The 12,541-nt window shown below is 70.6% G+C and carries 11 protein-coding genes; 4 read left to right on the top strand and 7 right to left on the bottom strand.

What is annotated here, in order from left to right:
- Positions 1-226: 226 nt before the first annotated feature.
- Entirely contained in the window at positions 227-958 is a 732-nt protein-coding gene (locus JL475_RS07145; RefSeq protein ID WP_202276518.1) for a transglycosylase SLT domain-containing protein, read from the top strand.
- A 154-nt stretch (positions 959-1,112) separates the two neighbouring features.
- Complete coding sequence (locus JL475_RS07140; RefSeq protein WP_202276516.1) at positions 1,113-2,546, top strand: AI-2E family transporter; 1,434 nt, start codon at positions 1,113-1,115, stop codon at positions 2,544-2,546.
- 100 nt (positions 2,547-2,646) lie between these two features.
- On the opposite strand, the gene JL475_RS07135 is transcribed toward JL475_RS07140, so the two are convergent.
- On the bottom strand, positions 2,647-3,180 hold the full coding sequence (locus tag JL475_RS07135; RefSeq protein WP_109376778.1) for an alkyl hydroperoxide reductase: 534 nt from the start codon (positions 3,178-3,180) through the stop codon (positions 2,647-2,649).
- A 6-nt stretch (positions 3,181-3,186) separates the two neighbouring features.
- On the bottom strand, positions 3,187-3,741 hold the full coding sequence (locus JL475_RS07130; RefSeq protein ID WP_109376779.1) for a peroxiredoxin: 555 nt from the start codon (positions 3,739-3,741) through the stop codon (positions 3,187-3,189).
- Between the two features lie 133 nt (positions 3,742-3,874).
- Here JL475_RS07130 and JL475_RS07125 point away from each other — a divergent pair, with 133 nt between their 5' ends.
- Positions 3,875-4,915 carry a LysR substrate-binding domain-containing protein gene (locus tag JL475_RS07125; RefSeq protein WP_202276514.1) on the top strand — a complete coding sequence of 347 codons (1,041 nt, stop codon included), beginning with the start codon at positions 3,875-3,877 and terminating at the stop codon, positions 4,913-4,915.
- Between the two features lie 41 nt (positions 4,916-4,956).
- On the opposite strand, the gene JL475_RS07120 is transcribed toward JL475_RS07125, so the two are convergent.
- The 5 genes from JL475_RS07120 to JL475_RS07100 all read right to left on the bottom strand — a co-directional run bounded on the left by JL475_RS07120 (position 4,957) and on the right by JL475_RS07100 (position 9,927).
- Entirely contained in the window at positions 4,957-7,272 is a 2,316-nt protein-coding gene (locus JL475_RS07120) for an ABC transporter permease (protein ID WP_202276670.1), read from the bottom strand.
- 86 nt (positions 7,273-7,358) lie between these two features.
- A complete protein-coding gene (locus JL475_RS07115; RefSeq protein ID WP_202276512.1) occupies positions 7,359-8,048 on the bottom strand; it encodes an ABC transporter ATP-binding protein in 690 nt (229 codons plus the stop codon).
- Positions 8,045-8,569, bottom strand: coding sequence for a PadR family transcriptional regulator (locus JL475_RS07110; protein ID WP_202276510.1), 525 nt, complete (start codon positions 8,567-8,569; stop codon positions 8,045-8,047). The genes JL475_RS07115 and JL475_RS07110 overlap by 4 nt, the downstream gene beginning before the upstream one ends.
- A gap of 117 nt (positions 8,570-8,686) precedes the next feature.
- On the bottom strand, positions 8,687-8,995 hold the full coding sequence (locus JL475_RS07105) for a hypothetical protein (RefSeq protein WP_202276508.1): 309 nt from the start codon (positions 8,993-8,995) through the stop codon (positions 8,687-8,689).
- A complete protein-coding gene (locus JL475_RS07100) occupies positions 8,992-9,927 on the bottom strand; it encodes an SPFH domain-containing protein (RefSeq protein ID WP_202276506.1) in 936 nt (311 codons plus the stop codon). Before JL475_RS07100 ends, JL475_RS07105 begins: the two co-directional genes overlap by 4 nt.
- 271 nt (positions 9,928-10,198) lie before the next feature.
- Here JL475_RS07100 and JL475_RS07095 point away from each other — a divergent pair, with 271 nt between their 5' ends.
- On the top strand, positions 10,199-12,490 hold the full coding sequence (locus tag JL475_RS07095; protein ID WP_202276504.1) for a transglycosylase domain-containing protein: 2,292 nt from the start codon (positions 10,199-10,201) through the stop codon (positions 12,488-12,490).
- The last annotated feature ends 51 nt before the right edge of the window (positions 12,491-12,541 follow it).

Raw genomic sequence — 12,541 nt, 5'->3', positions numbered from 1 at the left:
GGCCCCGCATGCGACACAGCCTCACCCCCAGCGGTAGGGCACCCCACAGGCACCAGCGCCAACTGCATAGCGTCGTCGTATGCCGCCCGAGCACCACGCGGCGCTCCCGTTCGGGAGTTGCCCACCGGGCCCGTGCCTTCCGTGACCCGAGTTGGGGAGGCCAGTGCCAGGGGCACGATTGCGTCCGCGAGGGTCACCGAAGCGGTCGATGCTGGAAGGAAACCGTGTGAGCCGGATTTCGGTCCGGGGATTCGCAGTGGCTTCGGCCACGGCGGTCACCGCTGTCGGAAGCGTCGTCGGTGTTGCGTCGGGCAGTACCGCGCAGCCCAACGACGACCTCGAGGCGACGGCAGCCGGCACCACGCTGCTCGCGGACATCCCCGCGGGCCAGCAGGCCCAGGTGCAGACCGCATCCCTGACGCAGCAGGCCGAAACCATGGCCATCGCCGCGGACACGAGTGCCAAGAAGGACGCGGAGGAGGCAGCCCGCAAGGCCGCCGCCGAGACCGCGATCGCCAAGAAGAAGGAAGCCGCCGAGCAGGCGGCCAAGGAAGCCCAGGCCGAGAAGGAGGCCAAGGAGCGCGCGGAGGCCGAGAAGGCCGCCAGCCGCACCAAGACGGCGTCCGCCTCCGCCTCCGCCTCCGACTTCGCGGTCCAGAGCTCGTACACCGTCGCCCAGGTCCAGGCGATGGCCCGGCAGATGATTCCGGGCGACCAGTTCCAGTGCTTCAGCAACATCGTGCAGCGCGAGTCCACCTGGAACTACAAGGCCATGAACCCCTCCTCCGGTGCCTACGGTCTCGTCCAGGCGCTGCCGGGCTCCAAGATGGCCTCGGCCGGCGCCGACTGGCAGACCAACCCGGCCACCCAGATCAAGTGGGGCCTCGGCTACATGAACGAGCGCTACGGCAGCCCCTGCGGCGCCTGGTCGTTCTGGCAGGCCAACCACTGGTACTGAGATCTTCCGGATCGTGCCGGACCCACCGTCCCGCGGTCCCGCTCAACCTCGGCAGAGCCCCACACCGTCCTCAAGGTGTGGGGCTCTCGCCATGTACGGTCGGAGCGACGACTCCAGGGGGAGTGGTGTGCGAAACGGGGGCAAGGGACGGTTCATGTCACGAGTGCCAGGATGGCTCGGCCGGGTCGGAACCCGACTGACCGAAGTGAGCAGGCGGTTGGAAGAGCGCCGCGCCGAGATGGAACGGGAGAGCCGGGACACTCCGGAGCACGCCGAGACGACCGAGCCGGCCGCCGCCCCCGCGCTGCCGAGCGGCCACACCCCCGCAGCCGATTCCGGGCACGCTTTCGCTCCGGCTCATGTCGCTCCCTCCCGTCCCGACCCCGCCCAGGCCGTGCCGTGGGGCGTACGGGTGGCTGCCGAGGCCGGCTGGCGCCTGCTGGTGCTCGCGGGCACGGTCTGGGTGCTCATGCGGGTCATCGGCGCCGTCCAACTGGTGGTGCTGGCCTTCGTCTCCGCGCTGCTGATCACGGCGCTGCTGCAGCCGACGGTGGCCCGACTGCGGCAGCTCGGGCTGCCGCGCGGCCCGGCCACGGCGCTGACCGCGCTGTTCGGGTTCGTCGTCATCGGCCTCATAGGCTGGTTCGTGACCTGGCAGGTCATGGAGAACATCGACACCCTCTCCGACCAGATCCAGGACGGCATCGACGAGCTGCGCAACTGGCTGCTCAACAGCCCCTTCCACGTCACCGACAAGCAGATCAACGAGATCGCCAAGAACCTGCGTGAGGCGGTCGGCGCCAACACCGAGCAGATCACCTCGGCGGGCCTGGAGGGCGTGACCGTCGTCGTCGAGGCGCTCACCGGTATCCTGCTCGCGGTCTTCTCGACGCTGTTCCTGCTCTACGACGGCAAGCGCATCTGGGAGTGGACACTGAAGCTGGTGCCCGCCGCCGCCCGCCCGGGTGTCGCCGGTGCGGGGCCGGCCGCCTGGCGGACGCTGACGGCGTATGTGCGCGGCACGGTGATAGTGGCGCTGATCGACGCGATCTTCATCGGCCTGGGCATCTACTTCCTGGACGTGCCGATGGCGGTGCCGCTCGCCGTCTTCATCTTCCTGTTCGCCTTCATCCCGCTCGTCGGTGCGGTGGTGTCGGGGGCGCTGGCCGTCGTCGTCGCGCTGGTCACCCAGGGCGTGTTCACGGCGGTCATGACGCTGGTGGTGGTCCTGGCGGTGCAGCAGATCGAGGGCCACATCCTCCAGCCGTTCATCCTGGGCCGCGCGGTGCGCGTCCACCCGCTCGCGGTGGTGCTGGCGGTCGCGACCGGCGGGATGGTGGCCGGGATCGGCGGTGCGGTGGTCGCCGTACCGCTGGTCGCGGTGACGAACACCGTCGTGGGCTATCTGCGCGCGTACTCCCAGGAGCCGGCCGCACGCCTCGCTCCCAGGCCCCGGGGTGCCACGGCGGTTTCGGCGGCCATGAGCCACCAGGGGCCGCCGGTACCGCAGATGCCGGAGGCGCCCCCGGCACCTCCGGAGCCGCCGGCCCCGCCGGGTCCGGTTCCGCCGGAGGACGCACGGGGGTAGTGCGGGAGCGGTACGGGGCCGGTACGCGACAGCGGGCCCGGTCACCGTCGTGGTGACCGGGCCCGCTGCGGATGAGGAGAGGGGCCGCGGAGTTACGGAGTTACTCCGAGAGAGCCGCCTCCGCGTCCAGCGTGGCGGCGACGGCCTGGACCACCGCGGCGATCTTGAACGCCTCCTGGATGACCTCGCGTTCGACGCCGGCCTTGCGCAGGACCTGCTCGTGGGAGTCGAGGCACTGTCCGCAGCCGTTGATCGCGGACACCGCGAACGACCAGAACTCGAAGTCGACCTTGTCGACGCCCGGGTTGCCGATGACGTTCATCCGCAGGCCGGCGCGGAGCGTGCCGTACTCGTCGTCCGACAGCAGGTGGCGGGTGCGGTAGAAGACGTTGTTCATCGCCATCACCGCGGCGGCGGCCTTCGCCGCCGTGTACGCCTCGGGCGACAGGTTCGCCTTCGCCTCGGGCTCCAGCTCGCGCAGCACGATGGCCGAGCGCGAGGCGATCGCGGTCGACAGCACCGTGCCCCACAGCTGCTGGGCGGGAAGGCCGGAGTTGCCGATGACCGAGCCCAGGTTGAGCTTCAGGTCCTTGGCGTAGTCCGGGAGGCGGGACTTCAGGGAGTCGAGCGACATGTCAGGTCACTCCCCGGCCAGCAGCGCGACCGGGTCCAGGGTCTCGTCGCCCTTGGACCAGTTGCACGGGCAGAGCTCGTCGGTCTGCAGGGCGTCCAGGACCCGCAGGACCTCCTTGGGGTTACGGCCGACGGAGCCGGCGGTCACCATGGTGAACTGGATCTCGTTGTTCTGGTCCACGATGAACACGGCGCGCTTGGCGAAACCGTCCTCGCCCTCGATGCCGAGGTCGCGCATCAGCTCGTGCTTGGAGTCCGCCATCATCGGGAACGGCAGGTCGCGCAGGTCGTCGTGGTCCTTGCGCCAGGCGTGGTGGACGAACTCCGAGTCACCGGAGAAGCCGAGGATCTGGGCGTCGCGGTCGGCGAACTCGTCGTTCAGCTTGCCGAAGGCGGCGATCTCGGTCGGGCACACGAAGGTGAAGTCCTTGGGCCACGCAAAGATGATCTTCCACTTGCCCTCGTAGGTCTTGTGGTTGATCGTGTCGAACTCCTTGCCCTTCTCCAGCGAGACGCAGGCCGTCAGTTCGAACTCGGGGAACTTGTCACCGACAGTGAGCACAGGCTCTCCTTGCAGCGAGGAAACACCCGGATTGCAGGGGTTTCCCATGGGTTGGACATGATTGATGTTGGCACAGGGTGCATTGATTAGTGAAATAGCTACAATCGGTCAGGTTGATCGGAGGGACCTATGAGTGACCGTGGGTAATCGGCGCAGACGGCAGCCCAGTCTGGCGCAGCTGCGCGCGTTCTCCGCGGTGGCCGAGCATCTGCATTTCCGGGACGCCGCCGCGGCCATCGGGATGAGTCAGCCCGCCCTGTCGGGAGCCGTGTCGGCACTGGAGGAGACACTGGGTGTCACCCTCGTGGAGCGTACGACGCGCAAGGTGATGCTCTCGCCCGCCGGCGAGCGCCTCTCGGTGCGGGCCAAGGCGGTGCTGGAGGACGTCGGGGCACTGATCGAGGAGGCGGAGGCGCTGCGGGCGCCGTTCACCGGGGTGTTCCGGCTCGGGGTGATCCCGACGGTGGCGCCGTATCTGCTGCCCACCGTCCTGCGGCAGGTCCGCGCCCGCTATCCGCACCTCGACCTCCAGGTGCACGAGGAGCAGACCGCGAGTCTGCTGGAGGGGCTGGCCGCCGGCCGGCTGGACCTGCTGCTCCTCGCCGTGTCGCCCCCGGCGGCGAAGGACCCTCCGGTGGCGAGTGCGTCTTCGGCGGCGGCTTCCCCGGCCGCGGGCGGGTCCGGGCGGGGGCACTCGTACGGGACGCCGGGCGTGACCGAAATGCCGCTGTTCGACGAGGACTTCGTGCTCGTCACACCGCCGGACCATCCGCTCGGCGGCCGGGTGCGGCTTCCCCGTGCGGTCCTGCGCGAGCTGAACCTGCTGCTGCTCGACGAGGGGCACTGCCTGCGCGACCAGGCCCTCGACATCTGCCGCGAGGCGGGCCGCGCCGGAGTCGCGGCGACCACGACGGCGGCGGGGCTGTCCACGCTGGTGCAACTGGTGGCGGGCGGCCTGGGTGTGACCCTGCTGCCCCGCACCGCCGTCGAGGTCGAGACCAGCCGCGCCGGCCGCCTGCGCACCGCGTGCTTCACCGACCCGGCACCCTCCCGCCGTATCGCCCTCGCCATGCGCACGGGCGCGGCCCGCGCCGCGGAGTACGAGGAACTGGCGGCGGCCCTCCGGGAGGCGATGGCGGACCTGCCGGTACGGATCGTCCCGGACGCCGCCTGACCACCGCCCCGCCCCGCACCACGGGGCGGGGCGGGGTCGGGTCACTCCGTGCGGAGGCCGTCCGGGCGCATCATGCGCAGCAGGGGCGGCAGGCTCAGCAAGGTCACCGCCAGGACGACGCCCGCACCGATGCCCGTCATCCGGAACAGGCTCGCCCAGTCCACCCGTACCGATGTCCCGGCCATCCGCAGCAGGACCGCGCCCAGCGCGACGCCCACCGCCGCGGCCAGCAGCAGCCCCAGGCCGATCGGGACGGCCGTCTGCCACAGCACCGACAGGCTCAGCGTGCGCCGCCGGGTGCCGAAGGCGACCAGCGCCGACAGCAGCTTGCGGCGTTCGCGCAGCTGTTCCAGCTGGGAGACCAGCAGGCTCGCCCCGATCAGCAGCAGGACACAGGCCGCGCCGACGAACAGGCCGGTGCGGATGGACTCGTAGCGGGTGGAGCTCTCGCTCTCGCGCCATGCCATCGGCTCGGACAACGGATCGATCGCGGCGGCCGTGTTGCGCACGTGCTCGCGGGCGTACGGCACCGAGTCGTCGACCGCGATGTAGAGCTTGCCGGAGACCGCGCCCGCCACCTCGGCCGGCACCGCGCCCGGGGTCATCAGGAAGCCGCCGCGTTCGTTGTCCGTCGGGTCCGGGATCGACCGGGCCTGCTTCACACCCTCCGGGACGGTCCAGACGACGTCCTCACCGTAGCTCGAGGGGTCGGCGGGGTCGGGCACCTCCAGGTACAGCTTCCGACCCGGCCTGTTCAGCGCCGGGGTGTCGGTGTCGTGCTCGGCGCCGGAGAGCGCGAACACGTCGCCGTCACGGCAGGAGGGGAGCTCCGCCACCACGCGCAGGCTCGCACAGTCGGCGACGGTCAGGGCGGTGCCGCGCTCCGGTTCCTCTCGCCAGGGAGCGCTGCCGAAGTAGCCCTCGGACAGCGCGTAGACGTGTTGTACCCCTTTGGTTTCCGTCAATTTCTGTGCTGCCGGGGCGAGTTCCGTGCCCTTCGGCACGTTCACCTGCATCTGGGCCCGTGACACGTCGTACCCGGTGGCCCTGGTGTAGTCGTCCTCGACGCCGGCGAACAGCATCTGCAGCGCGATCGCCCCGGCCACCGCCACCGCGATGCCGTTGACCGTGCGGGCCGCCGTGCCGCTGCTCAACTGGAGTCGACGCACCGCCAGTTGCCAGGAGACGCTGCCCTTGCCGAGCCGGGCGACGACCGTCTCCACGACCCACGGCAGCAGCGCGGTGACCCCGATGAGCAGCAGCAGGACGCCGCCGACGACCAGGTACTGGTTGAACTCCCCCTCGTCCCGGCCCTGTCCGACCATGGGGTAGAGCATCACGATCCCGGCCAGCGGCAGCAGCAGCCGCCACCACAGCCGGCGCCGGGCCGGCCGTGCCGTGCGCACCACGCCCAGCGGTTCGATGACGACCCCGCGCAGCGCGAGCAGGGTCACCAGCACCGCGGCGGCCGGAACCGCCACCGCGACCAGCAGCGCCAGCAGCGGCGAGGGGTTCAGATAACTCGGGAACACGCTGACGCCGAACACCTCGAAGGAGGCGGCGACCTCACGCCCGATCAGGAAGAAGACCGTGCCGAGGACCAGCCCGAGCAGTGACCCGGCGAACGCCTCGCCCGCCGCGATCCGCCGGGTGGCCGCGGCGTCGGAGCCGACCAGCCGCAGCGCCGCCAGCCTGCGGTCGCGCCGCTCGCCGCCGAACCGTACGGCGGTCGCGATGAACACGGCGACCGGCGTCAGCAGCACCACGAAGACGACCAGGACCAGCAGCATGAGTACCGGGTCGAGTTCCTCGGGGGTGAGTTGCTCGGGTGAGCCGAGCGCGGTGAGGCGGACCGTGCCCGAGCCGATCCGGTCCGCGAGGCCCGTGCCGCCGGCGTAGTAGGCGAGTTCCTGGGAACCGACGAGTCCCTGCTCGCCGATGGTCCCCACGATGTCGTACGGCAGCCGCTCGCGCAGCAGCCGTGCGTCGTCCGAGGCGAGGAACTCCTCCAGGGCGGGGGAGACGACCATGTCACCGGCTGCCGGGAACTCCGTCAGGCCCGGCGGCAGCGGCGCCTTCGGACCCTCCGGCTCCAGCATCCGGCCGCGGACCCCCCGGTCCCGGAACTGGGTGTCGACACGTGCGACGAGCAGGGTGTTGTCTGAGCCGGACTCGGCCATCTGGCTGTTGAAGGGCCAGTCGAGGCGCGCCTCCTCCCGTCGGTCCCGCTCCTCCAGTGCGGCGGGGACGGCGGCGGTGAGCAGCAGCAGCGCCACCCCGAGGCCCACGCCGACGCCGGTGAGCAGGGCCCGGACCCATCCCTCACGCCCACCGGCCAGGGCGAACCGCAGGCCCATGCCCAGGTCCCGGGCCACGGCCCGGAGCTTGGACTCGGAGCGGACGGCGGGGGCGGGTATGGCGGGGGCGGTCTCCCGGGTCCCGCTCATACGGCGTGCTCCATGTCCCGGGACTTCCCGTCGCGCACGACGATCTCGCGGTCGGAGTACGCGGCCACCCGCGCCTCGTGCGTGACGAGGACGACGGCGGCGTTGGTGGACCGCGCGGCGTCGGTGAGCAGTTCCATCACGCGCTCGCCGTTGAACGAGTCCAGCGCGCCGGTCGGTTCGTCGGCGAACAGCACCCGCGGGCCGGTGACCAGCGACCTGGCCACGGCGACCCGCTGGCCCTGACCGCCGGAGACCTCGCCGGGCCGCTTCCCGCGCACGTCGTCCACCTCGAGACGCTCGAGCCAGGACAGGGCGGCCCGCTCGGCCTCCTTGCGGGGCGTGCCGTTCAGCCGCATCGGCAGGGCGACGTTCTCCACGCAGGTCAGCTCCGGCACGAGCTGACCGAACTGGAAGACGAAGCCGAACTCCGAGCGCCTGAGCCTGCTGCGCTCGGAGTCGTTCATCGCGGTCAGTTCGCGCCCGTCGTACGTGATGGAGCCGGAGTCGGGGGTGACGATCCCGGCGAGGCAGTGCAGCAGGGTCGACTTGCCCGACCCGGAGGGACCCATCACGGCGACGACCTCGCCGGGGTGGATGGAGAACGCGGCGCCGTCCAGCGCGGTGGTCGGGCCGTACGCCTTGCGCAGGTCCCGGGCGGCGAGCAGGGATCCGGCGGGGATCGTCATCGGGTGACCGCCTCACGGAGCTTGTCGAGGCGCGCCGCGGTGAGTTCCAGCCAGCGCAGATCGGCCTCCAGGTGGAAAAGGGCGTGGTCGCAGATGAGCTGGTCGGCCAGGTCGCCCTGGCGTTTGCGCTCGGTGAGGACGCGCATGCCGCGCAGATGCTCGGAACGCTGCGTGTCGAGGATGTCGGCGGCGTCGCGGCTGGTGAGCAGCGCGAGGACCACCTTGGTGTAGAGCGTCGACTGGAGGTACGGCTCCGGCTTCTCCGGTGTGGCGAGCCAGCGCGCGACGTCGGTGACGCCGGCCTCGGTGATCGCGTACCGCTTGCGCTCGGGGCCGTCGCCGGCCTCGATGCCGTCGACTTCGACGAGCCCGTTCTTCAGCAGGCGGGACATCGTCGAGTAGACCTGGCCGTAGTGCAGCGGCCGGTCGTGACCGAACGTCGCGTCGAAGGTCCGCTTCAGGTCGTAACCGTGGCGGGGGCCGGACTCCAGGAGCCCGAGAAGGGTGTGACCGATGGACATGCGGAGGACTCTACACACGGTGTATACGCTCCATGTATACACCGCGTGTGCAGAGCGCCGGGGAGGGTGCGGGGGAGGGGGTGGAGGCCCAGGTGGGGGCCCATTGTCACGGTTCTGTCACTGGGGTGCCGTGGGTCCGGGCGGGGCGTCGCCGGGGGGCTGGGCGGGCGGTTGCGCGCCGGGCGGCCGGGCCGGTGGGCGGCCTCGGCGGGGGAGGGGGCCCGCCTCGCCGGGGAGGCGGCCCGCCTCCGCGAGGGCGCGGCGCAGCAGGAACTCGATCTGCGCGTTGGCCGAGCGCAGCTCGTCGTTGGCCCACCGCGCCAGCGCCTCGTACACCAGCGGGTCCAGCCGCAGCAGCACCTGCTTGCGCTGCTGCGGCCTGCGCCGAGGGGCCTTGCCCTCGGAGGGGTCGGAGGGGGCGGTCACTGGTAGAGGGACCCCGTGTTGAGGACCGGCTGCGCGGCGCGGTCGCCGCAGAGCACCACCATCAGGCTGGACACCATCGCGGCCTTGCGCTCGGGGTCCAGTTCCACGATGTCGTGCTCGGTGATCCGGGCCAAGGCCGTCTCGACCATGCCCACGGCGCCCTCCACGATCAGCTGCCGGGCCGCCACGACCGCGCCCGCCTGCTGCCGCTGGAGCATCGCCGAGGCGATCTCGGGCGCGTAGGCGAGGTGGGTGAAGCGGGACTCGATGATCTCGACGCCGGCCGCCTCCACCCGGGCGCGCAGCTCGACCGCGAGCTTCTCGGTGATCTCCTCGGCGTTGCCGCGCAGTGAGAGGCCGCCCTCCTCGTGGGCGTCGTAGGGGTACTCGATGGCGATGTGCCGGACGGCGGCCTCGGTCTGGGTGGAGACGAACTCGACGTAGTCGTCCACCTCGAAGGTGGCCTGCGCGGTGTCCTCCACCCGCCACACCACGACCGAGGCGAGCTCGATGGGGTTGCCGTAGGCGTCGTTCACCTTGAGGACGGCGGTCTCGTGGTTGCGTACCCGGGTCGAGATCTTGGTGCGCGAGGTGAAGGGGTTCACCCAGCGCAGGCCGTCCTGCCGGATCGTGCCCCGGTACCGCCCGAAGAGCTGGACCACGCGGGCCTCGCCCGGCGCCACCATGTTCAGCCCGCACATCGCGAGGAACGCGGCTATCGCGATCAGGATGCCGCTGATGATCAGCAGGGCCTTCAGCCCGCCCCCGGTGACCGCCGCGGAGCTGATGGCCAGTCCGACGCCGAGCAGCAGCCCGGCCAGTCCGAGGACCAGGGCCAGCCCGCCGCCGATGCTGTGCGCAGCCTTCTCCCGTACGCGCGGTGCGGGCATCTCCGGCACCACGGCCGTGACCTGCGCGTCATGTGTGGACATGGGTGATCCCCCGCCTTTCGGGGCGCCCGCCGCACGGTGCTCGTGCCGCTAGCGCCTGCCTATCTAAGTGATATCACTTTAGCGGGTTACGGCAACCTTGACCACCCTTCGCACGTCGGTTCCAGTGGGGCGGGTGCTGATTGTCACGTCCGTAAAGACCTGATCGGCAGCCGTTTGTCATACCTCTCGGTGTTAGCTTGCGGAGTCGACCCGAGTGGCGAACCCGTGTGGCAGTCGCGCACACATGAACGAAGCGGAGCAGAGCGGACCCATGGGACGAGCGGAAGAACGACGCGCACGACAGCGCGGGGGGCACCGTGCGGCATCCGGGGGCCGTTCGCCGGACGGGCGGGGGCAGGGCCGGATACGCCGCCTGTTCACCTGGAAGAAGATCCTCGGCACGTTCTTCGGGTTCTGCCTGCTCGGCATGGGCGCCTTCATCGTGCTGTACATGGTGATCGACATCCCCGAGGGGAACGCCGACGCCCAGGAGCAGAGCAACGTCTACAAGTACAGCGACGGCTCGATCATGGCCCGCGACGGCAAGGTCAACCGTGAGGTCGTCGAGCTGGCGCAGGTTCCCAAGGAGGTCCAGCGGGCCTTCGTCGCCGCCGAGAACAAGACGTTCTACAAGGACGCCGGCGTCGACCTCAAGGGCACCGCGCGCGGCCTGCTCAACACCGTCTCCGGCAAGGGCGCGCAGGGCGGTTCGACGATCACCCAGCAGTACGTGAAGAACTACTACCTGACCCAGGACCAGACGGTCTCCCGCAAGCTCAAGGAACTCGTCATCTCCCTGAAGCTGGACCAGGAGAAGTCCAAGGACTACATCCTCGCCGGCTACATGAACACCAGCTACTACGGCCGCGGAGCCTACGGTGTCCAGGCTGCCGCGCAGGCCTACTACGGCGTCGACAGCGAGGACCTCGAGGTCGAGCAGGGCGCCTACCTCGCCGCGCTCCTCCAGGCACCGAGCCAGTACGACTGGGCGGTCGCCTCGGAGACCGGCAAGAAGCTGGTCAAGAACCGCTGGAACTACGTGCTGGACAACATGGTTGAGGAGGGCTGGCTGGACGGCTCCGAGCGGTCCGGCATGGAGTTCCCGGTGCCGGAGGACCCCAAGGGCAACCCGGGCATGGCGGGCCAGACCGGCTACCTGGTGAACGCGGCCAACAGCGCCCTGAAGAGGCAGCTGGTCGCCGAGGGCGCCGTCGAGGACGCCAAGCAGGCCGACGCCCTGGTGGACCTCGGCGGCTGGACCATCACGCTCAACATCGACCAGAAGAAGCAGGCGGCGCTGGAGAAGGCGGTCAAGACCCAGCTGACCGACAAGCTGGACCCGAAGGAACGCAAGGTCGACGCCGACGTCCAGGCCGGAGCCGTGTCCGTGGACGCGAAGACGGGCGCGGTCGTGGCGATGTACGGCGGCGTGGACTACCTCAAGCACTACATGAACAACGCCACCCGCCCCGACTACCAGCCCGCCTCCACCTTCAAGCCGGTGATCCTCGCCGCCGCGATCGAGGAGCAGGCCGAGACCCAGGACGGCGAGCCGATCACGGCCAACACCGTCTACGACGGCACCAGCAAGCGCCCCGTCGAGGAGAACGGCAGGAAGGTCGGGTTCACCCCGGAGAACCAGGGCGACGTCGACTACGGAGACATCACCGTCCAGACGGGCATGAACAAGTCCGTCAACTCCGTCTTCGCGCAGATGGGCGTCGACGTCGGGATGGAGAAGGTGATGGAGACCGCCGGCAAGCTCGGCATGGACGTCGAGAAGCTGGAGGCGGTGCCCGCCCAGACCCTGGGCTCGATGGGCGCGAGCCCGCTGGACATGGCCGGCGTCTACGCCACCCTCGACAACCACGGCAAGAAGACCACCCCGACGATCCTCAAGTCGGCGGAGCACCTCGACCGCACCGTCACCGCCCCGGACGCGGTCGGCGAGCAGGTCATCAGCCGCGAGGCCGCCGACACCGTGACCTCGGTCCTGACCGGCGTGGTCGACGACGGCACGGCCCGCGCGGCCGTCCGGGACCATCCGCTGCGCGGCGGCCAGCAGGTCGCCGGCAAGACCGGCACCTCCGACAACAACAAGTCGGCGTGGTTCGCCGGCTACACCCCCGACCTGGTCACCGCGGTCGGTCTGTTCGGCGAGGACGACAAGCCCCCGCACCCGCAGGTCGAGATGTACGGCGCGGGCGGCCAGGACCGGGTCAACGGCGGTGGTTTCCCGGCGCAGATCTGGTCCGCGTACACCTTCGGCGTGATGGAGAAGACCAGCAGGTTCGACCTGGAGACCAGCCAGGGCGCGGCCGTCAAGCCGCCCCCGTCGCCGTCGTCCTCCACCCCGACGCCGTCGGACTCGCCGACCGAGGAGCCGACGACCGAGGCGCCCACCACCGAACCCCCGACCGAGGAGCCGACGACCGAGGCGCCCACCACCGAACCCCCGACCGAGGAGGCGACAACCACGCCGCCGACGTCTCCGCCCTTCACCCCGCCGACGATCGAGGTCCCGGAGGACCCGGACAAGCCGACGGACCGCGCGGAGGAGTAGGCGGGGCGACGAAGAGGGGTGGGGCGCCCGGTGACGACACCGGGCGCCCCA

This window comes from Streptomyces sp. M2CJ-2 (assembly GCF_016757295.1).
In the GTDB taxonomy this organism is placed as follows: domain Bacteria; phylum Actinomycetota; class Actinomycetes; order Streptomycetales; family Streptomycetaceae; genus Streptomyces.
Note: the sequence above shows the minus strand (reverse complement) of the source record. Positions and strands in the feature narration are given on the sequence as shown.

Coding starts and splice junctions, on each gene's coding strand:
- JL475_RS07100 (WP_202276506.1), bottom strand. CDS start 9,927: ATGTCCACACATGACGCGCAGGTCACGGCCGTGGTGCCGGAGATGCCC.
- JL475_RS07135 (WP_109376778.1), bottom strand. CDS start 3,180: ATGTCGCTCGACTCCCTGAAGTCCCGCCTCCCGGACTACGCCAAGGAC.
- JL475_RS07120 (WP_202276670.1), bottom strand. CDS start 7,272: ATGGGCCTGCGGTTCGCCCTGGCCGGTGGGCGTGAGGGATGGGTCCGG.
- JL475_RS07140 (WP_202276516.1), top strand. CDS start 1,113: ATGTCACGAGTGCCAGGATGGCTCGGCCGGGTCGGAACCCGACTGACC.
- JL475_RS07115 (WP_202276512.1), bottom strand. CDS start 8,048: ATGACGATCCCCGCCGGATCCCTGCTCGCCGCCCGGGACCTGCGCAAG.
- JL475_RS07095 (WP_202276504.1), top strand. CDS start 10,199: ATGGGACGAGCGGAAGAACGACGCGCACGACAGCGCGGGGGGCACCGT.
- JL475_RS07110 (WP_202276510.1), bottom strand. CDS start 8,569: ATGTCCATCGGTCACACCCTTCTCGGGCTCCTGGAGTCCGGCCCCCGC.